This window comes from Streptomyces natalensis ATCC 27448 (assembly GCF_000935125.1).
Taxonomy (GTDB): Bacteria; Actinomycetota; Actinomycetes; order Streptomycetales; family Streptomycetaceae; genus Streptomyces; species Streptomyces natalensis.
Genome location: NZ_JRKI01000017.1, coordinates 197958 through 219764, shown reverse-complemented (window position 1 = coordinate 219764; position 21807 = coordinate 197958). Strand labels below are relative to the sequence as shown.

At 72.4% G+C, this 21807-nt stretch carries 18 protein-coding genes and 1 pseudogene; 12 read left to right on the top strand and 7 right to left on the bottom strand.

The annotated features are described in order from the left end of the window. Nucleotides 1-6 precede the first annotated feature (6 nt). Entirely contained in the window at nt 7-1467 is a 1461-nt protein-coding gene (gene der, locus SNA_RS12140) for a ribosome biogenesis GTPase Der (protein WP_044364773.1), read from the top strand. A 61-nt stretch (nt 1468-1528) separates the two neighbouring features. Here the strand turns inward: der and SNA_RS12135 are convergent, their stop codons facing one another. Next, complete coding sequence (locus SNA_RS12135; RefSeq protein WP_044364771.1) at nt 1529-1810, bottom strand: hypothetical protein; 282 nt, start codon at nt 1808-1810, stop codon at nt 1529-1531. A gap of 169 nt (nt 1811-1979) precedes the next feature. After that, on the bottom strand, nt 1980-2798 hold the full coding sequence (locus SNA_RS12130) for a hypothetical protein (RefSeq protein ID WP_030067857.1): 819 nt from the start codon (nt 2796-2798) through the stop codon (nt 1980-1982). 285 nt (nt 2799-3083) lie between these two features. Between SNA_RS12130 and SNA_RS12125 the strand changes: the two genes are divergently transcribed. The 4 genes from SNA_RS12125 (at nt 3084) to SNA_RS12110 (ending at nt 6841) form a co-directional block, all read left to right on the top strand. Next, nucleotides 3084-3785, top strand: a complete 702-nt coding sequence (locus SNA_RS12125) for a transglycosylase family protein (protein WP_052808899.1) — start codon at nt 3084-3086, stop codon at nt 3783-3785. 216 nt (nt 3786-4001) lie between these two features. Then, nucleotides 4002-5258: a glycosyltransferase family 4 protein gene (locus tag SNA_RS12120; RefSeq protein WP_044364769.1), complete on the top strand. Its 1257-nt coding sequence runs from the start codon at nt 4002-4004 to the stop codon at nt 5256-5258. Beyond that, nucleotides 5255-6250 (top strand): hypothetical protein, encoded by a 996-nt coding sequence (locus tag SNA_RS12115; protein WP_241779615.1) that lies wholly within the window; start codon nt 5255-5257, stop codon nt 6248-6250. The genes SNA_RS12120 and SNA_RS12115 overlap by 4 nt, the downstream gene beginning before the upstream one ends. 375 nt (nt 6251-6625) lie before the next feature. Next, entirely contained in the window at nt 6626-6841 is a 216-nt protein-coding gene (locus SNA_RS12110; protein ID WP_030067864.1) for an I78 family peptidase inhibitor, read from the top strand. A gap of 115 nt (nt 6842-6956) precedes the next feature. Here the strand turns inward: SNA_RS12110 and SNA_RS12105 are convergent, their stop codons facing one another. Together SNA_RS12105 and SNA_RS12100 are read right to left on the bottom strand one after the other, a co-directional pair. Further along, nucleotides 6957-7994: a phosphatase PAP2 family protein gene (locus SNA_RS12105; protein WP_030067865.1), complete on the bottom strand. Its 1038-nt coding sequence runs from the start codon at nt 7992-7994 to the stop codon at nt 6957-6959. A gap of 277 nt (nt 7995-8271) precedes the next feature. Further along, complete coding sequence (locus SNA_RS12100; protein ID WP_044364766.1) at nt 8272-9441, bottom strand: membrane protein; 1170 nt, start codon at nt 9439-9441, stop codon at nt 8272-8274. A 235-nt stretch (nt 9442-9676) separates the two neighbouring features. Here SNA_RS12100 and SNA_RS12095 point away from each other — a divergent pair, with 235 nt between their 5' ends. Together SNA_RS12095 and SNA_RS12090 are read left to right on the top strand one after the other, a co-directional pair. Further along, nucleotides 9677-11320, top strand: coding sequence for an MFS transporter (locus SNA_RS12095; protein WP_078969860.1), 1644 nt, complete (start codon nt 9677-9679; stop codon nt 11318-11320). Between the two features lie 134 nt (nt 11321-11454). Next, nucleotides 11455-12657 (top strand): acyl-CoA dehydrogenase family protein, encoded by a 1203-nt coding sequence (locus SNA_RS12090; RefSeq protein WP_044364763.1) that lies wholly within the window; start codon nt 11455-11457, stop codon nt 12655-12657. Between the two features lie 88 nt (nt 12658-12745). Here SNA_RS12090 and SNA_RS12085 read toward each other — a convergent pair whose 3' ends face one another. Both SNA_RS12085 and SNA_RS12080 read right to left on the bottom strand, forming a co-directional pair. Beyond that, on the bottom strand, nt 12746-13195 hold the full coding sequence (locus SNA_RS12085) for a cell division protein SepF (protein ID WP_030067869.1): 450 nt from the start codon (nt 13193-13195) through the stop codon (nt 12746-12748). Between the two features lie 551 nt (nt 13196-13746). Then, entirely contained in the window at nt 13747-14241 is a 495-nt protein-coding gene (locus SNA_RS12080; protein WP_044364760.1) for a GNAT family N-acetyltransferase, read from the bottom strand. Nucleotides 14242-14859: 618 nt separating this feature from the next. Here SNA_RS12080 and SNA_RS41180 point away from each other — a divergent pair. From SNA_RS41180 to SNA_RS12055, 5 genes and pseudogenes are all read left to right on the top strand, one after another. Further along, a pseudogene (locus tag SNA_RS41180) lies at nt 14860-14994 on the top strand (amino acid ABC transporter permease); the annotation flags it as partial. 29 nt (nt 14995-15023) lie between these two features. Then, complete coding sequence (locus SNA_RS12070; protein ID WP_044364755.1) at nt 15024-16832, top strand: FAD/NAD(P)-binding protein; 1809 nt, start codon at nt 15024-15026, stop codon at nt 16830-16832. 503 nt (nt 16833-17335) lie between these two features. Then, nucleotides 17336-18244, top strand: coding sequence for a S1 family peptidase (locus tag SNA_RS12065; protein WP_030067874.1), 909 nt, complete (start codon nt 17336-17338; stop codon nt 18242-18244). 173 nt (nt 18245-18417) lie between these two features. Beyond that, complete coding sequence (locus tag SNA_RS12060; protein ID WP_078969858.1) at nt 18418-19503, top strand: slipin family protein; 1086 nt, start codon at nt 18418-18420, stop codon at nt 19501-19503. A 475-nt stretch (nt 19504-19978) separates the two neighbouring features. Further along, nucleotides 19979-21052 (top strand): S1 family peptidase, encoded by a 1074-nt coding sequence (locus tag SNA_RS12055; protein ID WP_030067877.1) that lies wholly within the window; start codon nt 19979-19981, stop codon nt 21050-21052. A 127-nt stretch (nt 21053-21179) separates the two neighbouring features. Here SNA_RS12055 and SNA_RS12050 read toward each other — a convergent pair whose 3' ends face one another. After that, nucleotides 21180-21623, bottom strand: a complete 444-nt coding sequence (locus SNA_RS12050) for a subtilase-type protease inhibitor (RefSeq protein WP_030067878.1) — start codon at nt 21621-21623, stop codon at nt 21180-21182. Between the last annotated feature and the right edge of the window lie 184 nt (nt 21624-21807).

Here is a 21807-nt window from a genome sequence, read left to right as displayed (position 1 = left end):
GACTTCATGAACGACCAGACCCCCACCGGCGACGAGCACGGTGCGCTTGGCGACGCCGAGTACGCGGAGTTCATGGAGCTCGCCGCGGAAGAGGGCTTCGACCTCGAAGAGGTCGAGGGTGACATCGCGGCGGCCGGACACGGTCCGCTGCCCGTCCTCGCCGTCATCGGCCGCCCCAATGTCGGCAAGTCGACGCTGGTGAACCGCATCATCGGCCGCCGCGAGGCGGTCGTCGAGGACAAGCCGGGCGTCACCCGCGACCGCGTCACCTACGAGGCCGACTGGAACGGCCGCCGCTTCAAGGTCGTCGACACCGGCGGCTGGGAGCAGGACGTGCTCGGCATCGACGCCTCCGTGGCGATGCAGGCCGAGTTCGCCATCGAGGCCGCCGACGCGGTCGTCTTCGTCGTGGACGCCAAGGTCGGCGCCACCGACACCGACGAGGCCGTCGTCAAGCTGCTGCGCCGCGCCGGCAAGCCCGTCGTGCTGGTCGCCAACAAGGTCGACGGCCCGTCCGGCGAGGCGGACGCCGCGATGCTGTGGTCGCTGGGCCTGGGCGAGCCGCACCCGATCTCCGCGCTGCACGGCCGCGGCACCGGCGACATGCTCGACGCCGCGCTGGAGGCGCTGCCCGAGGCACCCGCGCAGACCTTCGGCGCCGCCCTCGGCGGCCCCCGCCGGATCGCACTGATCGGCCGCCCGAACGTCGGTAAGTCGTCGCTGCTGAACAAGGTCGCCGGCGAGGAGCGGGTGGTCGTCAACGAGATCGCCGGCACCACCCGCGACCCGGTCGACGAGATGATCGAACTGGGCGGCAAGACCTGGAAGTTCGTGGACACCGCCGGTATCCGCCGCCGGGTGCACCTCCAGGAGGGCGCCGACTACTACGCCTCGCTGCGCACCGCGGCGGCCGTGGAGAAGGCCGAGGTGGCGGTCGTCCTGATCGACGCCAGCGAGTCCATCAGCGTCCAGGACCAGCGGATCATCACGATGGCCGTGGAGGCCGGGCGCGCCCTGGTCATCGCGTACAACAAGTGGGACACCCTCGACGAGGAGCGCCGCTTCTACCTGGAGCGGGAGATCGAGCGGGATCTCGTCCAGATCCCGTGGGCGATGCGGGTGAACGTCTCCGCGCGCACCGGGCGCCACATGGAGAAGCTGGTCCCGGCGATCGAGACGGCGCTGGCCGGCTGGGAGACCCGTATCCCCACGGGCCGGCTGAACGCCTTCCTCGGCGAGATCGTCGCCTCCCACCCGCACCCGATCCGCGGCGGCAAGCAGCCCCGCATCCTCTTCGGCACCCAGGCCGGCACCAGGCCCCCGCGCTTCGTGCTCTTCGCCTCCGGCTTCCTGGAGGCGGGCTACCGCCGCTTCATCGAGCGGCGGCTGCGCGAGGAGTTCGGCTTCGAGGGGACGCCGGTCCACATCTCGGTACGGGTGCGCGAGAAGCGCGGCAGGAAGAAGTAACGGCGGCAGCACGGCGCCCGGACCCCGGCGGGGTCCGGGCGCCGTCGTGTCCGTGCGGGGTTCAGCGGCCCTGGGAACGGGCGTCGCGCTGGCCCGGGGGAAGGGCCGCGGGGATATGGCCCCGGGGGTGGTAGGGCTGGCGGCCCACGACCTCCCAGTGGCCCGTGGAGGCCGTCGTGCGGTTCCAGTTGCCGCGCAGCGACTCGGGGACCTCCGCCTCGTCCGTACGGTCCCCGGGCAGTGCTTTGAAGGAGCGGCGGTACTCGGCGTAGAGCGCGTCATAGATCGGGGTGCCCGAGGCGCGGTCCGGCGAGTGCCCCCCGGGCTCGTGCGACGGGCGCATGCCGGGGATCGGGTGGTACGGGGCGCGGGAGGAGGGGTCGTATGCGTGCACGTATCTGCAAACGACCCCGGTGCCCGGAGGGTGCGGCTTTCGGCCGGAAAGGGCCGATCGCGGGGCAATACCGCCCATCAGGCGGCGTCGCTCCCGCGATCGGTGGCTGCGGCCGGGCTCAGGCGGCGGTGCCGGCCAGCGGCATCGCCGCGGCCACCAGCACGCCCTGGGCGGCGGCCTGCTCCAGCGCCTGGCGCATCAGGTCCTCGCGCGGCTGGTGGCCGATGGTGCCCGCGGGCGCGGCGTACATCAGCACGGCCTGCGCCTTGTTGGCCGCCGCGCGCCAGCCCTCGGAGACCGCCAGCGGCTGATGTGCCTGCCACCATGCGGACTGGTTGCCGGCCGAGCCCGGCTGGAGCACGGCGTGCAGCTTGCCCATGGCCAGCAGGGCGGACCAGCCCGGGTTGGGGGCGGGGAGCTGGTTCATGTCCGTCACATTGCCGAAGCCCTGCTCCCGCAGCAGCGGGAGGAATTCGTCCTGCTGGCTCATCGAACCGGGGCGGGCGATGGGGCCGTTGGGCTCGACGACCAGCGCCGGGCGCAGTTCGCCCTCGATCAGCACCAGGCCGCAGGTGATTCCCAGGGTCGCCTGATGCTCGCCGGCGGGCGGCGGGGCGACGGGGCCGGGCTCCTGCACGGGGGTGTGGGCGGTGTCGTCGTCCTTGCCGGTGATGGAGCGGACGGCGCCCTTGAGCTGCTCCTCCGACACCGGGACGACCTGCGAGGGGATGCAGGTGGCGTGCGCGAACGCGAGCACCGCGGTCTCCTCGCCCACGAACAGGACGGTGCTGGTGCGCTCCTGCTCGCTGTCGCCGGGGGTGCGGCATGACGTGCAGTCGTAGCTTCCGGGGGCGTCGCCACCGTCCAGCAGGCGATCGGCTTCTTCGTCGCCGATCTCGGCGCGGACCTCGTCGCTGACGTCGAGCATGCGCGGCACGGGGGCTCCTCGATCTCTGAGCGGCTGCCGGGCGTTGTCCCGGCTCCTACAAGGACAACGGGTGACCTGCGGCCGGAGTCACGCGCGGACGGGAACAGAATCGAACCAAACGACGCACAGCGAAGAAGGGCGGCGAGTGGGGGAAAAGCGGTCGTGAATGATCGGTTTCGGTAGGGAAAACAGACGCGAATGGGCGGTTTCCTTACGCCGTCGCGGGCGGGGACGCCCGGCGTGGCGGGCGCGGCGCGTGAGTCCGCGGCGGGAACCTGCCTAGCGTCACCGGCTATGTCCGACCACTTTCCGGCGCTCCGGCGCCGTGCGGGTGCCTTCTCCGTGCTCGTCGCGGCGGCCGCCGCCCTGGTCCTGACCCTGCCCGGTGGCCCGGCCGACGCACAGGCCCGCCCCGGGGACGGGAACGACGGGGGAGCGGTGGATTACTCCTGCGCCGCCGACCGCTGGCCGTGGGGCTGCATCGCCCGGTGCGAGAGCGGCGGCAACTGGCGCGCCAACACCGGCAACGGCTACTACGGCGGCCTCCAGTTCGGGTACCCGACCTGGCGGGGCTACGGCGGCCTCGACTTCGCACCGCGCGCCGACCTCGCCTCCCGCGAGGAGCAGATCGCGGTCGCCGAGCGGGTCCTCGCCTCCCAGGGCTGGGGTGCCTGGCCGGCCTGCGCCCGGCGCTACGGGCTGAGCGGGACCACCTACGTCCCGCGCCCCGACCCGCTGGACCCGGCGCCGTCGCCCGACCCGACGGCCGCGCCGCCCCCGGGGGCGCCGGCCGCGCCGCCCACCGGCCGGCCCGCCGCCCCGTCCGACAACCCGGCCCCTGCGCCGTCGGCCGCTCCGCCGGCGGCTCCGGCCGCGGGGCCGTCCATGGCGCCGTCCGGCCCGTCCGGCCCGTCCGGCCCGTCCGGCCCGTCCGGCCCGTCCGGCCCGTCCGGCCCGTCCGGCCCGTCCGGCCCGTCCGGCGGACCGGGCATCTGACGGAGGATGCGATCCGGTCCCGGAAGGTTCCCTTCCGTCGCTACCGATGACCTAACTTTTAAGGAACAACTTGGCGAAACCCCCCAACCCGGAACTCCTTTGCGGTGTCCAACCGTTCAGCAGCCGGACGTATGACGCCGTCGGGGGGCGCGGGATGTCGTCCGCGCGGAGTCCGGGCACGGCCGGAAAACGGAAGACCAGGGGACACGGGGACGGATGCACATCTCATTCCTGCTACACAACGCGTACGGGATCGGGGGGACGATCCGCACCACGTTCAACCTGGCCCATACGCTCGCCGAGCGGCACGACGTCGAGATCGTCTCCGTACTGCGCCACCGCGACACCCCGGTCCTCGGCCTCGGCGCCGGGGTCACGCTGCGGCATCTGGTGGACCTCAGGGAGGACGGCCCCGGCTACGAGGGCGCCGACCCGGCGCACCGGCGGCCCGCCAAGGTGTTCCCCGCCGCCGAGCGCCGCCACGCCCAGTACAGCGAGCTCACCGACCGCCGTATCGCCCAGCATCTGCGCCGCCTCGAAGCGGACGTGGTCGTCGGCACCCGCCCCGGACTGAACGTCCACATCGCCCGGCAGGCCCGGCGCGGGCCGGTGCGGATCGGGCAGGAGCATCTGACCCTGAACACCCACTCCCGGGAGCTCCGGCTCGCGCTGCGCGGCGCCTATCCGCGGCTGGACGCGGTCACCACCGTCACCGAGGCCGACGCCCGCGCCTACCGCGGCGCGCTGCGGCTGCCCGGCGTGCGGATAGCGGCGGTGCCCAACAGCGTGCCCGCCCCCGGCGTCCAGCCCGCCGACGGCGGCAGCAAATGGGTCGTCGCGGCCGGCCGGCTGGCCCGCGCCAAGCGCTACGACATCCTGGTCCGCGCCTTCGCCGAGGTCGTCGCCCAGCGCCCCGACTGGCGGCTGCGGATATACGGCGGCGGCGTGGAGAAGGCGGCGCTGCGCGCGCTCATAGACGAACTCGGCCTGTACAACCACGTCTTCCTGATGGGCCCGGCCAGCCCCCTGGAGCCCGAGTGGCCCAAGGGCTCGATCGCCGCGGTCTCCTCCAGCCTCGAAGCCTTCGGGATGACCATCGTGGAGGCCATGCGCTGTGGCCTCCCGGTCGTCGCCACCGACTGTCCGCACGGCCCCGGCGAGATCATCGACGACGGGGTGGACGGCCGGCTCGTACCGGTCGGCGATCCCCCCGCGCTGGCCGGCGCGCTGCTGGAGCTGATCAACGACGACGGCGCCCGCAAGCGGATGGGCCGCGCCGCGCTCGCCGCCTCCGGCCGCTTTGATCCGGCCGTCGTCGCCGGACGCCACGAAGCCCTCTTCGGCGAACTGCTCGCCCGCCGCCGCGGCCACCGCCTGCGCGGCACCTGGCACCGCACCCGGGGCGCGCTGCTCAGCGGCGTCTACGCCACCAAGGACGCCGCCCGCGCGGTGAGAGGGGTGCGCACGGCATGACCGCCTCGACCACCACGCCCGGGACCCCCACGACGCCGATGAGCTCCACGACGACCCCGACACCCCCGACGAAGGATGCGGTCATCGACCAGGAACCCCAGGCCGCGGCCGCCGCTCCGGTGGAGCTGCGGGCCGACTGCATCGCCGACTCCGCCGGCGGCCTCACCTTCGACCTGAACGCCCCCGAGTCCGCCCCCACTTCCTGGAACGCCGCCCTGGTGCTGCGGCTGCGCGGCGGCGACGGCGTCGACGACGAGGTCCGGCTGCCGCTGGGCCCGAACGGCTCCGGCCGGCTGCGCGCCGTCCTGCCCAGCACCGTCGCGCTCGCCGAGGGCCGCTGGAACGCCTACGCCGACCTGGGCGACGGCTCGGACCCGCGGCGCCTGCTGCCCGGCATCAACGATCTGCGCTCCCTGGTGGACCGCCGCCCGCTGGCCGGTATCGGCCGGCTCGGCGTGCGCATTCCGTACGCCACGAAATTCGGCAATCTCGCCCTGCGCAGCTGGCTGCGCGGCCCGCACGCCGAGGCCGGCGACATCCGGGTGACGCCCGAGGGCATCACGGTCTCCGGCCGGCTCTACGGCGCCTCCCCGGCGGCCGGTGCCCGGGCCGAGGCGCGCGCCCGGCGCACCACGCGGGCCGTGGACGACGCCGCGCCCGCCGTCACCGTCCCGCTGGACATCGAGGGCCCGGACTTCACCTTCACGTTGACCCACGAGGAACTGGCCGGCACCGGGCCGGACGGCGGCGAGCCGTGGGACCTGTGGCTGCGCCCCGCCGCGGACGCCCACCCGGTGCGCATAGCCCGCCTCCTGGACGACGTACCGGACAAGAAACAGATCTTCCGTTATCCCGCACTGCCGTTGCCGACGGCGGCCGGGCAGGTCAAGGTCAAGCCGTACTACACCCTCGACAACGACCTGGCGCTGCGGTTCACCGGTACGGAGGACCAGGGGCTGTCCGAGGGGCCCGTCCGCCGGGAGCGGCCGTAGACCCCGGGCCACAGGATGTGCGGGAAATGTGCGTGGGCTGTGTCTCGTCCGGCCATATTCGCCCGGCGGTAATTGTGACCGGGGGAGGGGATTCCCGCGGCGGGGCCGGTCGAATTCCCGGGCTCCGGTGCGATCCCCGGCGCCGGGCCGGTGCCGGGCCGGTGCCGGGATTAGCCGGTGATCAAGGGAGGAATTCCGGCCGCATTGTTTTCCACCCGTTTGCCGCACCACACGGCTCGTACGGGTGAGGAAGTTACCGCAAACGCCGCAGCGTCGGCTGTGACACAAGTGTGACCAATGACGGACCGTACGGACACCGAAGTGTGCGCCGGGCGGGCCTTCCGCGTAACGCCGCGGGCACCTACGGTGGCTGGCATGGCACCCGTACCGGATCTTCCCAGCGAACCGCAGGACGACATCGAGGCTTATGTGGGTCTTGCCCGGCAGGCCGCCGAGGAGCGGGCCCGCGAGCGCGGCTGGACCACCGTCCGGTCGCTGCCGCCGGGGGCGATCATCACCATGGAATACCTCGTCGGCCGGATCAACTTCGAGGTGAAGGACGATGTGGTGCACCGCAGCTGGCAGGGCTGACGGCCGCCGACCGCTCGCCGAAGACGCCGAAGGCCCCGGCTGCTCGTGAAGGAGCGGCCGGGGCCTTCGGTGCGGGGTGAGGGTGTGCGTACCGGCCCCGCGGTCTGCCGGGCGGTCAGCCGGTGGTGTTGCGGCCGCGGCCGGAGGCCGGGCTGAGCGGAGTGGTGCGCGGGACGCGGTCCGCGTGCGGCGGGCGGCGGCTGCCCGTGGGGGCGGCCGGGGAGCGCTCGGAGCGGATGGCGTACGGGCGCGTCGCGTGGTGCGGCCAGCCGTCCTGGGGGCGTCCGGGGGCGGTACGGCCGACCGTGCCGGCGCCGATGGTCTCGCGCACCAGCACGTCTCCCTCGGGCGTCAGGCGCCGCCGGGAGAACCCCGGGGCCGGCACACCGACCGGGAGCGGGCCGCGCAGCGAATCGGGGCGCAGCCGCAGCCAGAGCCGCAGGATGATGCCCATCAGGCGGTCCTCGACCCAGGTGATGCCGGGCTCCAGCCAGGGCATCGCCAGCAGCACCAGAAGGCCCGCGGCCCAGCCGAGCACCACATCGCTGACCCAGTGCGTACCGAGGTAGACGGTGGTCATGCCGACACCCAGCGCGCCCAGTGCGGCGATCACCGACAGGATGCGGCGGCGCAGCGGGGTGGTCGCGATATAGGCCAGGACACCCCAGGTGACCACGGCGTTCGCGGTGTGGCCCGACGGGAATATGTCGCCGCCCAGCCACATCTCACTGGCGCCGACGGTCGTCGCGTAGTGCGGACCGAGCCGGCCCATGCCGATCTTGGCGGCGCCCACGGTCATGTTCAGCAGCAGCAGCGAGGCGCCGAGCACCAGCAGCGGGTGGAGGTTGCGCTGGCGCCAGCAGCGCCAGCCCAGCCAGGCCGCCACCGCCACCGCGGTCGGGCCGCGCTGGCCCAGGACCACGAAGTAGTCGAGGAAGGCGTGGATTTCCGGCCACTGCTTGTAGGGCCGGAAAAACATGACCTGCCAGTCGAGGGTGACCAACCATGACGTGGTCAGCACGCCGATCACGATCGCGAGATACACCGCCAGCGTGCCGCCGAACAGCCACAGGCGGGTCGGGGTCATCGGGGGCGGTTGAACGCGGTCGGTCGGGCGCTCCTCCATCTGGTCGAGCTTGTCATCGGTACGCACTCAATGGACGTTACCGCGTGTGATGTAGGTGCCTGGTCAAACTGTGCGCTTTGTAATGACGATGTGATGTGGAATGCGTCTCAAGCGTGATGTTGCCCACGGGTTTTGGAACGGAATTCGGCGCGTTTCCGAATCCCCGGCGGGTGCTCCGCGTGTCGGTGCCGCGAGCAGTTATCCGTTTTTCTCCGGAGGCGTTTATCCGTGCTTTCCGCGGGCGTCGCGGGAAGTTTGCCCGCACGGGGGTTCACAACGGGGGAACTTCTGTTCGTCCCGTCGGTCACGGGGGCCCGGAACCGTTCAGCCAGAACGCCCCGTAGACCGCCGATGCGGCCGCCACCAGCCCGACGACCAGCCAGGACCGCGCCGGCCGCCATCTCGCCAGCCCGGCCGCGAGTGGCAGCAGCAGCGGATAGGCGGGCATCATCAGCCGCGGTTTGGAGCCGAAGTAGCCCTTGGCGGTCAGCGCCATCAGGAGGACGGTCCCGCCGTAGACCGCGAGCGGCAGTGGCTGGCCCCGCCGTACGCCGCGTACGTACAGCCAGATCACCAGCGCCACGCCCAGCGCGAGACCGAGCCCGGCGGCGGGCGGCAGCTGCCACAGGAACCGGGTGAAGGCCACGCCCCCGTCGAAGCCGTTGCCCCAGCCGCCCTGGACGTCCAGATAGCCGGTGAAACTGCCCTGCCGCGCGCCCACCCACAGGAAATAGCCGCACCAGCCGAGGGGGGCGAGCAGAACGCCCGCCGGCAGTCCGCGGTGCGCCCGCAGGGCCGCGCGGATCCCGTCGGAGCGGGCGCGCCACAGCGTCACCGCGGCGGTGATCCATACGGCCGCCACGACCGCGGCGCCCACCGGCCGGGTCAGCCCCGCCAGCGAGGCCAGCACGCCCGCCGCCACCCAGCGTTCGGTCAGTACGGCGTACACGCCCCAGGCCGCGAGTGCGGTGAACAGCGATTCCGAGTACGCCATCGACTGCACGACGCCGACCGGCAGGGCGGCCCACAGCGCGGCCAGTGCCACCCCGGTCCGCGGGCCGTGCACCCGCTCACCGGTCGCATACAGCGCCCAGGCCGCGGCCAGCGAAGCACACCAGGCCACCGCCAGTCCGGCGTCCGCGGCCGACAGCGGCGTCACGGCCGCCAGGCCCTGCTCCAGCCACGGAAACAGCGGGAAGAACGCCAGGTCGGAGTGCACGGCGCCGTTGGCGAGGTGAAGGGTGTGGCCGTAACCGTGCTCGGCGATGCCGGTGTACCAGAGCGCGTCCCAGCGCGCGCTCAGCAGCGTGTGCCAGTCCTTGCCCTCGGCGCTCGACCAGACCACGAGCACCAGCACGCCCAGCAGCCGGACCGCCGTATAGCCGGCCAGCGCGGGCGCGGCGCGGCGCAGCGCGGCCGGAAAAGCGGCGGCGCGGCTCGGGCCGGGAACCACGGCGGGGGCAAGATCGTTCATCCGGACGATTATCGATGATGATCCAGGTGGCCGAAGAACGACCGTCGGCGGGGGATGAGGCGGGACCAGGGGGAACGTCCGGGGCTGCGATGAGCGTCTCACCGTGAGGTGGGCCACGCGGCACGCTGGGTGTCTCGCGTAGTCTGACGTCTCAACTCGCCCGTGCCGCCGGTTTTGCCCGGGGCACTGTCGCGCCTGGATCCGCGAGCCGCGAGAGCATGACAGGAGGAACTGCATGTCCGGGACGACCGCGTCCGGCAGTGGACGGACGACTGGTGTGACCCGGCTTGCACGCGACGGCGCCCATCGCTGGACCGTGCTGATCGTGCTGTGTATCAGCCTGCTCTTCGTCGCGCTGGACACCACGATCCTTTACGTGGCCGTGCCCTCCGTCACCGAGGACCTGCGTCCCGGGCCGGTGGAACTGCTGTGGATCGTCGACATCTATCCGCTGATAGCGGCGTCCCTGCTGATCCTCTTCGGCACGCTGGGCGACCGTGTCGGCCGCCGCCGCATCCTCCTGCTCGGCTACGGCCTCTTCGGCCTGGCCTCGGCCGGCGCGGCCCTCGCGCCCAATCCGCAGATCCTGATGGTGGCCCGCGCGCTGCTCGGCATCGGCGGCGCGATGATCATGCCCGCGACGCTGTCGATCCTGCGGCAGGTCTTCCCCGACCGGCGCGAGCGCGCGGTCGCCATCGGCGTGTGGAGCGCGGTGGCCGCGGTCGGCGCCGCCGTCGGCCCGGTCCTCGGCGGCTTCCTCGTCGAGAACTACTGGTGGGGTTCGGTCTTCCTCATCAACATCCCGATGATGGCCGTGATGCTGCTGGTGGGGCGCTGGCTGCTGCCGGAGTCGCGGGGCGAGCGCAACGGCCCCTGGGACGTCATCGGCGCGATCATGGCGGCACTCGGTGTGCTGGGCATCGTCCTCGGCGTCAAGCGCATCGGCAACGGGTCGGCGCTGCTCGGCCCGGCCACGCTCGGCCCGATCGTTCTCGGCACGCTGCTGCTGATCGTCTTCGTACGCCGCCAGCGCCGCCGTGAGCACCCGCTGATCGATATGCGGCTATTCGCCCGGCCCGCGTTCGGCACCTCCGTCGGCTGCATCGTGCTGGCCATGCTCGCCCTGGTGGGCCTCCAGCTGATCGCCGTCCAGTACCTCCAGCTCGTCCTGGGGATGAGCCCCCTGGAGACCGGCGTGCGGATGCTGCCGCTGGTGTTCTCCGCCATGGCGGCGGGCCTGACCGGCTCGAAGATGCTCCAGGCCCTCGGCCCGCGGCTGATGGTCTCGGCCGGTTTCACCCTGACCGCCATCGCGGTGCTGTGCCTGACGATGATGAGCGACCAGGACCGCCCCTGGCAGCTCTCCCTGGGCTTCGTCCTGCTCGGCTACGGCTATCAGTCCACGCTGTTCGGGGCGTACGAGTCGATGCTCAGCGAGTCGCCCGCCGAACAGTCCGGCGGCGCCGCCGCGATCGGCGAGACCTCCTACCAGCTCGGCGCGGGCATCGGCGTCGCCCTGCTCGGCAGCGTCATGAACGCCGCCTATGCGCCCGGCCTCGCCCATGTCGGCAAGGTGCCCGACCATGCCGTCGCCGCCGCATCGCATTCGCTGGGCGAGGCCTACAAGGTGGCCGCCGCTCTCGGCCCCGCCGCGCGGAGCGCACTGCGCGCAGCCGCCCGCGAATCGTTCGTCCACGGACTGCACATCACCCTCGTCGCCAGCGCCGTCCTGCTGATGGTCGGCGCGGCCATCGCGCTGCGGCTGCCGCGCCGGGCCGCGGAGTCCACCGAGCGCGCCGAGGGCGAGGCCCCCGCGGGCGAGAGCGCCGCCGGCCCCGGCCGGGACGGCACGCCGGCCCCCGCCGGCTCCGCCCGCTGACCGCCTTCTCCCCCGCCGGAATCCGCCGCGCGGCAACGGCCCTTGCCCGCGCGGCACCGGGGCCGTAACGTCGGATGCGCCATAACTACCACTGCTAGTTTTACGCGCGAGCGCTGAACCCGCCGGAGGTCCGCATGTCCGCAACGCCGTCCTCGAAGCTCCCGCCGTTCGACCCCCGCGACCCGCTGGGCCTGGACGATCTGCTCACCGACGAGGACCGCGCGGTCCGCGACACCGTGCGCCAGTGGACCGCCGACCGCGTCCTGCCGCATATCGCGCAGTGGTACGAGGACGGCGAACTGCCCGGCATCCGCGAACTGGCCCGCGAGCTCGGCGCCCTCGGCGCGCTCGGCATGTCCCTGACCGGCTACGGCTGCGCCGGCGCCTCCGCCGTCCAGTACGGCCTGGCCTGCCTGGAGCTGGAGGCCGCCGACTCCGGCATCCGCTCGCTGGTCTCCGTGCAGGGCTCGCTCGCCATGTACGCGATCCGGCGCTTCGGCTCCGAGGAGCAGAAGCAGCAGTGGCTGCCGCGGATGGCGGCCGGCGAGGTCATCGGCTGCTTCGGCCTCACCGAGCCGGACCACGGCTCGGACCCGGCGGGCATGCGGACCTACGCCAAGCGCGACGGTGGGGGAGACTGGGTGCTCAACGGGCGCAAGATGTGGATCACCAACGGATCGGTCGCCGGGGTCGCCGTCGTCTGGGCGCAGACCGACGACGGGATCCGGGGCTTCGTCGTCCCCACCGACACCCCCGGCTTCACCGCCCCCGAAATCACCCACAAGTGGTCCCTGCGCGCCTCGGTGACCAGCGAACTCGTCCTGGACGACGTCCGGCTGCCGGCCGCTGCCGTCCTGCCGGAGGCCAAGGGCCTCGGCGGCCCGCTGGGCTGTCTGAGCCACGCCCGCTACGGCATCGTCTGGGGCTCGATGGGTGCCGCCCGCACCTGCTTCGAGACGGCCCTCGACTACGCCCGCACCCGCGAGCAGTTCGGCCGTCCCATCGGCGGCTTCCAGCTCACCCAGGCCAAGCTCGCCGATATGGCCGTCGAGCTGCACAAGGGGATTCTGCTGGCCCATCACCTGGGGCTGCGGATGGACGCGGGACGGCTGCGCCCCGAGCAGGTCAGCTTCGGCAAGCTGAACAACGTCCGTGAGGCCATCGAGATCTGCCGCACGGCGCGCACGATCCTGGGCGCCAACGGGATCTCACTGGAGTACCCCGTCATGCGACACGCCACCAACCTCGAATCGGTGCTGACCTACGAGGGCACCGTCGAGATGCACCAGCTGGTGCTGGGCAAGGCGCTCACCGGCGGCCTGGACGCCTTCCGGTAAGCGGGCCCCGCCCCTCAGCTGTCGTACTGCATTTCCCGGGGGACGCCCCCCGGGCCCCCGGCCGGAACACCACCGCCCCCCCGTAGCCTCAGCTCTGGTTGAAGAACCCCCCGTTACGGTGGCCCTCCTGCCCCCCGCTCACCACCTTGTAGGCGGGCGGGGTGAGCAGGAACACCCGGGTGGCCACGCGGTCGATCGAACCGCGCAGGCCGAAGATCAGGCCCGCGCAGAAGTCCACCACGCGCTTGGCGTCGGTGGGGTCCATCGCCGTCAGGTTGACGATCACCGGGACGCCCTCACGGAAGAGCTCGCCGATACCGCGGGCGTCACCGAATCCGTCCGGGGTGACCGTGGCGATACGGGTGCCCTGGTCCTGTGCGGTCCGATCGGCCACCCGCACCCGGGGATCGGTCACCCAGGGTTCGCCGGCCGGGGCGGCGGACCCGGGTCCCTCGGCGTAGTCGTCGTCGTAGTAGCGCTCGTCATCGTTGTCGTCGACGAGGCCAAGCCAGGCACTCGCCTTGCGCACCGATCCCATTGACGCCTCCTCTCACCCGCGGTGGTGTTCCGTCTTTCCGTGTTCCGTCCCCTATCGTCGTGCATGATGCGGAGGGTGTGCCAAGTGGATAGCCGCCGCACGGGGGGTTCGTGACACATCTGGTGCAAAGAGGGTGGCGCGACGTCAGTTTGCGCGCCCCTGCGCGAAACTGACAGTGCGATGGACATCACGGTCGGTACCTGACCGGCGATGTCGACAAGTGGTCACGGGATACCGGATCCAACCTTGGGGTCGGTTCCGGCACGGGACCAGGGCGGATACCGGGGGCCAGCGGCGTCCCCCCCCCCGTGAATGCGAAGCCGACGTCCAGCCGCTCGAACGCATCGAGGAACCGCAGTCTCCTTCCCGCGTCCCGGCACAGATGCCGGTTTCTCCTCCGGCGTCGCCTCGAAGGCGGTGCCCGCGCTCGTGGCGACCGTCAGCCCGCACGGCTGGGTGAGCGGGGTGACGGAGGGCGCCTGCCCCGTTTGCGGACGTCGGCGGGCAGCAGCGCGGCGGCGAGGAAGGCGGCGGCGCGGGGCAGGGTTCGGTCAGGGGCGAGGGGTCTCCAGATGCTTGTCGAAGGCCAGCGGGCCGACGGACTCCGGGGCGGCGGTCGGATCGAACAACGGCCGGTAGCCCGCGGCCAGATACAGGCACCTGGCCTCCGGCTGCCGGGGCCCGGTCGTCAGGCAGATGCGGGTGTAGCCGCGGGCGGCGGCCTCCCGCTCCAGGATGGTGAGCACCCGCCGGGCCAGGCCGCGCCGCCGGTGCGCGGAGTGCGTCCAGATCCTCTTGAGCTCGGCGGTCACGGCGTCATGGCGCCGGTACGCGCCGCCGGCGACCGGCCCGCCGTCCTCCAGAAGCAGCACAAAGGCGCCGCCCTGGGAGGGGGTGAACGCATCGGCGGGGTACTCCCGGCTCAGGTCGACCGGCCGCTGGTAGCGGGTGCTGTACTCGTGGGTGAGCTCGTCCAGCAGGGGGCGGGCGAGGGGGTCGGTGACGGTGGTGTGCAGGACCGTGGGGCCGGACTTCGGCACGGTCATCGAAGGGCCTCCGTGGTGAGCGGGAACGGGGCGCCGTGCCGCTTCCCGAAGCCGGAGGCTGCCAAGCCCAACTCCTCCACAAGGAAGGGGAGTTCGACGACCTCACGGGGGCAATGGCACAACGGAGGAGGATAGGAGGGGAGAGGGGGATGAGGGGAGGGCGCGCCGGCCGGTGGCGCGAAGTGTGAAGGCGCGGTGGCAGAAGGAGAACCGCGAAACGGCCCGGGCCGGGGGCGGTGCCTCAGGGGCGGCGGGCGTCAGGGCAGGGGGTCAGTTCAACAGGAGGACGACCACACACGACCGAAGTCGATGTGGTCGCGGGTGACCAGCCGCTGCCAGGAGTACATGCGCCTAAGTGGAACAGGCATCCGTTTCCGCGTCAACCAGATGTCGGATCCACGCTCACCGTGCGGACGCCCTTGACAGCCAGCGGTGTTCACCCCATAGCCTCAGGAGCCGGTCGTGCTGAGGGGCGCGACCGCTGCGTATCAACGGCGCACGCCGGCCTGTGTGAAGGCGCTTCACTCCCGTGTTCGATCACTGCATCCACGGAGCCTTCGCATGTCCTTGGTCGACCCCGCCTCCGACACCTTCGCCGAACCGGCCCCGCCCGGCCCCGCCCCCCACTTCCTGACCACCGCCGTCCTGCGCGGTCCGGGCCGCACTCTCTGGCTGACCGCGCTCGCCATGGCGCTGGGCTTCGTGCTCTGCACGCTCCTCGCCATCATGCGGCTGCCGGCGGCGCCGCGGCTTTGCCCGGCATGGCTCGCGGCCGGTGCCCGATGACCGCCGCCTCGCTCGTCATCGTCGGGGCCGGTCCGCGGGGGACCGGGCTTCTGGAGCGGCTGGCCGCCAACATCCCCTCCCTCTACGGGGACCGGCCCCTGGACATCCATCTCGTCGACCCGCACCCGCCCGGCGGCGGCCGCATCTGGTCCCAGGAGCAGTCGCCCCTGCTGTGGATGAACTCCATGGCCGAGGACGTCACCATGTTCACCGACGAGACGGTGGAGCAGGAGGGCCCGGTCCTGCCGGGGCCGACGCTCGCCGAGTGGTCCGGGGCCGACGGGCGGGCCTTTGCGAGCCGGCGGGCGCAGGGCCGGTATCTGAGCTGGGTGTACGCGCGGTCGGTGGCCGCGCTGCCGCCGGGCGTCGCCGTCCATGAGCACCGGGACACGGCGGTACGGGTCTCCGGTCCGCCGGGCGGCCGCCAGCAGGTATGGCTGGCCGGCCGCCCGGCCCCGCTGCCCGCCGATCTCGTCGTCCTCGCCCAGGGCCATCTGGAGTCCGAACTTCCTACCGATCAGCGGGAGTTGAGCGATTTCGCGGCCCGGAACGGCCTGGTCCACCTCCCGCCCGCCTTCACCGCCGACAGCGATCTGGGCGTGCTGCGCCCCGGCGAGCCGGTCCTCGTCCGCGGCTTCGGGCTGGCCTTCGTCGATCTGATGGTGCTGCTGACCGAGGGCCGCGGCGGGAGCTACACCACCGGGGCCGACGGGCGGCTGACCTACCGGCCCTCGGGCCGCGAGCCCGTCCTGCACGTGGGGTCGCGGCGCGGCGTCCCGTACCGCTCCAAGATCGGCTACGGCCTGACGGGCGAACCGCCGCCGGTGCCGCGCTTCTTCGGTCCGCAGCAGGTCGACGAGCTGCTCGCCCGGCGCGGGGACCTGGACTTCCGGCGCGATGTCCGGCCACTGATCGACAAGGAACTGGGCTTCGCCCACTACCACCGGCTGTTCACGGCTCATCGCGCACGCACCCGGATGAACTGGCCGGACTTCGAGGAGAAGTACGCCGCCGCCGACCCCGGCAGTGCCGTACTCCAGGCTCTGGTCGGCGCCGCCGTCCCGGACCCCGCCGACCGCCTCGACCTGGACGCCCTGGACCGCCCGCTGGCCGGGGTCCGCTACCGGGACGGCGAGGCCCTGCAAGAGGGGCTGCGCGGCCATATCGCGGCCGACCTCGCCCGCCGCCACGACCCCGCGCACAGCCCCGACCTGGCGGTCTTCCTCGCCCTGCTGTCCGTGTACGGCCAGCTGGTGCGGATCGGCGACCGCGGCCCCTGGTGGCACGGCTTCTTCAGCTCTCTCGCCTCCGGGCCGCCCGGCCCGCGGCTGCGGCAGCTGCTCGCGCTCTCCCGGGCCGGGGTGGTGCGCTTCCTGGGTGCCGGCACCACCGTCACCGCCGATGCGCGGCGCGGGGTCTTCCGGGCGTCGAGCGCCAGTGTGCCGGGGGAATCGGTCGAGGCGCGGGCGCTGGTGGAGGCGCGGCTGCCGGAGCCGACCGTCGCGCACACCCGCGACGCCCTGTTGCGTGCCCTGTACGCCGACGGCGCGGCCGCCACCCCCGCCGGTCTGCTCGCCGTGAGCCCCGACGACGGCCGGATCCTGGACCGCTCGGGACGCCCCCACCCGCGCCGGTTCGCCCTCGGCCCGCACACCGACGCCCGCGCCGGCGGCGCCTTCGCCCGCCCCCGCACCAACGCCCCCGCCTTCCGGCAGAACGACGCCACGGCGCGCGCCCTGCTCGCCTTCCTCCGGGACCGAACCGCCCCGCTCGCAGGCCACTTCGCCAAGGGAGCCACCCGATGAGCACGACGACTGCGACCCGCGCAATGGTCGAGATCGGCTCCGTCCGCAAGAGCTTCGGTGTGCTGGAGGTGCTCCGCGGGGTGGATCGTGGACGGCGCCCGGACCGTCGAGCAGGGCCCGCCCGCCCAGGTCCTCGACAGCCCGCGCCATGAGCGCACCGCGTCGTTTCCTTCCGAGGTCCTGTGACGCGGCTTTCCGGGGTCCTGTGAGGTGAGACCCGCCCGGCAGCCTCAACAGGGCTGCCGGGGCGGCGCGTTGGGCGCCACGCCGTGCTCCGGGCGCCGCCGGGGTGCGCGGCGCGCGGCCGCTGTCCGACATCTTCCCGCATCCCTCTTGCGCTCCGGCCCGGCAGCCCGGACACTCCGGTCAGCGCTTGTCAGGGGCACGTCGAACACCGTAGCGAACGGCACCCCCGCACCGCCGTGTACGGATCTCCGCATGCCCCTCGGCTGCGCCTCACCGGCCGCCCGCAGGCGGCCAGTCATCCCCCTCGGAGGCATCACGTGAGGAACGAGCGCACCACCCCCCGCAGCGGCGCGGCGAGACGCACCCGGCTGATCGCCGTGGCGTCCGGACTGGTGGCCCTCGGCGCCATCGCCGTCCCCACCGCCAGCGCCCAAGACCCCGCCCCCGCACGGACGTTCAGCGCCACCCAGCTCTCCGCCGCCGGCCAGGCCGTACGCGCCGCCGATGTAGCGGGCACCGCCTGGGTCGTGGACCCGAAGACCCACACCCTCGTCGTCACCGCCGACCGCACCGTCTCCCGGGCCGGGATCGCCCGCATCGAGCGGGCCGCGGGCAGCACCGCCGGCGCGCTGCGCATCGAGCGCACCTCCGGCACCCTGCGCAAGCTCATCTCCGGCGGCGACGCCATCTACGCACCCAGCTGGCGCTGCTCCCTCGGCTTCAACGTCCGCAGCGGCAGCACCTATTACTTCCTGACGGCAGGGCACTGCACCGAGGGCAAACCGCCCTGGTACACCAACTCCTTGGACACCACCGGCATCGGGCCGACCACCGGCACCAGCTTCCCCGGCAACGACTACGGCATCGTGAAGTACACCAATACCTCCCTGTCGCACCCCGGGACGGTCGGCAGCCAGGACATCACCAGCGCCGGGAATCCGACCGTCGGCCAGTCGGTCACCCGCCGCGGCTCCACGTCGGGCGTCCACAGCGGCAAGGTCACCGCGCTGAACGCCACCGTCAACTACGGCAACGGCGACATCGTCTCCGGCCTCATCAAGACCACCGTCTGCGCCGAGCCCGGCGACAGCGGCGGCCCCCTCTACTCCGGCACCAAGGCCCTGGGTCTGACCTCCGGCGGCAGCGGCGACTGCACCTCCGGCGGGACGACGTTCTTCCAGCCGGTGACGGAGGCGCTCAGCGCGTACGGCGTGAGCGTGTACTGACCGCGGGCCCGTCGGCCAGGTCATGACAAGGCCAGGCCCCCTGCGTCCCCCTGCGCCCCCTGCGTCCGCCGTTCGCCTCAGCCCCGCCAACCGGGCATACCATGGTAAAAGGCGTCATTCGGTCGGTGAGGGCCGGATGGTGAACGGCTTACGGCGGACGTCAGGGGGCCGTGATGCTCGAAGAACTGGTGACGGCCGGGGTGGCGGTGGGGTGCGCCGGCCTGGTGTACCTCATGGCCGCGGCCCGTGTGATCAAACAGTACGAGCGGGGTGTGGTGCTGCGGCTGGGGCGGCTGGCCTCCGAGGTGCGGCCGCCGGGATTCACCATGATCATTCCGGCGGTCGACCGGCTGCGCAAGGTCAATATGCAGATCGTGACGATGCCGGTGCCCGCCCAGGAGGGCATCACCCGCGACAACGTCACCGTCCGGGTCGATGCGGTGGTCTACTTCAAGGTCGTGGACGCCGCCGACGCGGTCATCCGGGTCGAGGACTACCGCTTCGCGGTCTCGCAGATGGCGCAGACCTCGCTGCGCTCGATCATCGGCAAGAGCGAGCTGGACGATCTGCTCTCCAACCGCGAGAAGCTCAACCAGGGGCTGGAGCTGATGATGGACAGTCCCGCCATCGGGTGGGGCGTGACCGTCGACCGGGTGGAGATCAAGGACGTCTCGCTGCCGGAGACCATGAAGCGGTCGATGGCCCGCCAGGCCGAGGCGACCCGCGACCGGCGCGCCCGCGTGATCAACGCCGATGCCGAGCTCCAGGCGTCGAAGAAGCTGGCCGAGGCGGCCGCGGCGATGTCCGACCAGCCCGCGGCGCTGCAACTGCGCCTGTTGCAGACGGTGGTGGCGGTCGCCGCCGAGAAGAACTCCACCCTGGTCCTGCCCTTCCCCGTCGAGCTGCTGCGCTTCCTGGAGCGCTCCGGCCTCCAGGCCCAGGCGCAGACGGCACAGACCGAGGCGGAGCAGCGCCGGCGGGCCGAGTCGGACGGCGCGGGGGCGCAGGGCGCGGGAGCCGACGACGGGCCCCGCACCCCGGATGCCGACGGCGGGCCCCGCACCCCGGATGCCGGCGGCGTCGACGACATCGGCGACATCGACGGCGTTGCCGACCTCGGCCGGGTCTCGGACCTCGATCGCGTCTCGGACGTGGACCGCGATGCGGACGTCGACCGTGTCCCGGGCGCCGAGGAGGCCCTGGACACCCAGGAGGCCCCGGACGGCCACAACGCGGGCCGCGGCGCCGAACGCGGCTAGCAGCCCGCCCCGACCGTAATCGATCGCCGTACGTGCCCCGGGCGCGTACGGCGATCACTTGCGTGCGCTCACGCGCTTCCGGCGCTCGCGTCCGTCCGGCGACGACCTGCGTGCGCCCAAGGTTGCAATCCGGACAGGCGCCGCCCGCCCGTGCCCCACCGCGTTCGTCCGCACTTCGAGACGGCACGCCCCGCATATCGGTCGGAACCCGTTGAAACGTCGTCCGGTCACACGTGTGACCGCCATGTGTGGAAAAGGTGAACTCCCGTACTCAAGGCCGGTACTCAGCCTTGTGCGCGAGTGAGAGGGGTGGGAATACTCGGCTTCGCACGTTGGCATGGACGCGACTCACCGGAGCGCTGATTCCTCAAGTGCTGCTACGCCGGGCGGAACGTTTGTGTCCAGATTCCTCACACTCTCGGGCCCGCGCATCTCCCCACGGAGCCGGGCCCATCCCCCCACGGGAGGCACTGAGTTGAAGCACCGACGCATACCCCACCGCCGTGCGGTCCTGGCAGGCGCGGGAGCGCTCGCCCTCGCCGCCACCGCCACCGTCACCCTGGCCAACGCCCACGCGGCCCCCGCCCCGACCATCCCCAAGCCCCTCAAGCTGACCTCCGCCGCGGCCACCGCCCTGGCCTCCCAGCTCAAGAGCAATGCGGCCGGCGCGTACTACGACGCCCGGGCCAAGAAGCTGGTGGTCAACGTCGTCGACGAGACCGCGGCCAAGGCCGTACGGGCCAAGGGGGCCCAGGCCAGACTCGTCAAGCACTCCCTCGCCCAGCTCGATGCGGCCCGGCAGACGCTGAAGTCCAGGGCGACCATCCCCGGCACCGCCTGGGGCGTCGACCCGGTCAGCAACAAGGTCGTGGTGACCGCCGACCGCACGGTCAAGGGCGCCAAGCTGGACCGCCTCACCAAGGTTGCCCGGAGCCTCGGCGACAAGGTCGAACTGCGCCACAGCCAGGGCGAGTTCAAGCCCTTCATCGGCGGCGGCGACGCCATCTGGGGCGACAGCGCCCGCTGCTCGCTCGGCTTCAACGTCGTCAAGGACGGCCAGCCGTACTTCCTGACGGCCGGTCACTGCGGCAACGCCGTCAAGAGCTGGTCCGACACGCAGGGCGGCTCGGAGATCGCGACCACCGAGGCGTCCACGTTCCCCGGTCACGACTACTCCATCGTCAAGTACACCGGCAACACCGATCACCCCAGCGAGGTGGACCTCTACAACGGCAGCACCCAGAAGATCACCCAGGCCGCGGACGCCACGGTCGGTGAGAAGGTACAGCGCAGCGGCAGCACCACCCAGGTGCACGACGGCACCGTCAAGGCGCTCAACGCCAGCGTCAACTACCAGGAGGGCACGGTCGACGGGCTGATCCAGACCGACGTCTGCGCCGAGCCCGGCGACAGCGGCGGCGCGCTCTTCGACGGCGAGTCCGCGGTCGGCCTCACCTCCGGCGGCAGCGGCGACTGCACCAACGGTGGCGAGACGTTCTTCCAGCCGGTTCCGGAGGCCCTGTCGGCCTACGGCGCGCAGATCGGCTGACCGGCCTCGGACGACCGGTCTCGGCTGACCGGCGGGCACGGCCCGACGGCAGACGGCAGGGGTACGGCCCCGGACACCGCGAATGTCCGGGGCCGTACGTCGTGCGTGGTCGGAACGTCGTGCTCGGTCAGAAGCGGAACACCGACTGCTGGGCGGCGTCCATCATGCAGGAGTTGGGGTAGGTGTAGGTGTACGACACCCGGCGGCCCTCCCAGACGCCGTCGGCGGTGACGACCACCGGGTTCCATATCTTGGTGCACATGCGCTCCGTTCCCGTGCCGGTCACCTTGGCGAAGTCACCGGACGCCGAACGCAGCTGGGCGCAGGCGGCCTTGGGGTTCGGGTGGCTGCCGGTCGCCCCCGGCATACAGCTGAGGGTGACCGCGCGCTCCACCGTGGCCGTCGCGCGGGTCTCGCCCTGGCCGACGGTCATCACGAGCTCCGTCGGGGCGTACAGACCACCCGTACGGATGCTGTTGTGGACCGGGGCGTCGGCCGCCTGAGCCGTGGTGGCCAGCGAGCCGAGAACCAGCGCCGCGCCGAGCGCCAAAGCACCGGAGATGTACCGCATGACGTGAACTCCCTTGGTTGTTGGTGCGGGATGCCGAACGGGAGTCTGGACCCAACGGCGCCCCGGACGCACCTCGGCCGATCGCTTTGAGTCGGTAGATGCATGCGGTGGGTAATGGCGCGAACGAATGCGGCGGAGTTGTGAAAAGGGTGTGACCGCGTGGTGTGCGGCCAGCGGGGACGGG

Excerpts from the sequence above, each read along its gene's own strand:
- SNA_RS12125 (WP_052808899.1), top strand. The coding sequence starts at position 3,084 with ATGTCCGACCACTTTCCGGCGCTCCGGCGCCGTGCGGGTGCCTTCTCC.
- SNA_RS12100 (WP_044364766.1), bottom strand. The coding sequence starts at position 9,441 with ATGAACGATCTTGCCCCCGCCGTGGTTCCCGGCCCGAGCCGCGCCGCC.
- SNA_RS12135 (WP_044364771.1), bottom strand. The coding sequence starts at position 1,810 with ATGCGCCCGTCGCACGAGCCCGGGGGGCACTCGCCGGACCGCGCCTCG.
- SNA_RS12090 (WP_044364763.1), top strand. The coding sequence starts at position 11,455 with ATGTCCGCAACGCCGTCCTCGAAGCTCCCGCCGTTCGACCCCCGCGAC.
- SNA_RS12070 (WP_044364755.1), top strand. The coding sequence starts at position 15,024 with ATGACCGCCGCCTCGCTCGTCATCGTCGGGGCCGGTCCGCGGGGGACC.
- SNA_RS12115 (WP_241779615.1), top strand. The coding sequence starts at position 5,255 with ATGACCGCCTCGACCACCACGCCCGGGACCCCCACGACGCCGATGAGC.
- SNA_RS12120 (WP_044364769.1), top strand. The coding sequence starts at position 4,002 with ATGCACATCTCATTCCTGCTACACAACGCGTACGGGATCGGGGGGACG.
- SNA_RS12085 (WP_030067869.1), bottom strand. The coding sequence starts at position 13,195 with ATGGGATCGGTGCGCAAGGCGAGTGCCTGGCTTGGCCTCGTCGACGAC.
- SNA_RS12080 (WP_044364760.1), bottom strand. The coding sequence starts at position 14,241 with ATGACCGTGCCGAAGTCCGGCCCCACGGTCCTGCACACCACCGTCACC.
- SNA_RS12110 (WP_030067864.1), top strand. The coding sequence starts at position 6,626 with ATGGCACCCGTACCGGATCTTCCCAGCGAACCGCAGGACGACATCGAG.
- SNA_RS12095 (WP_078969860.1), top strand. The coding sequence starts at position 9,677 with ATGTCCGGGACGACCGCGTCCGGCAGTGGACGGACGACTGGTGTGACC.
- der (WP_044364773.1), top strand. The coding sequence starts at position 7 with ATGAACGACCAGACCCCCACCGGCGACGAGCACGGTGCGCTTGGCGAC.
- SNA_RS12060 (WP_078969858.1), top strand. The coding sequence starts at position 18,418 with ATGCTCGAAGAACTGGTGACGGCCGGGGTGGCGGTGGGGTGCGCCGGC.
- SNA_RS12050 (WP_030067878.1), bottom strand. The coding sequence starts at position 21,623 with ATGCGGTACATCTCCGGTGCTTTGGCGCTCGGCGCGGCGCTGGTTCTC.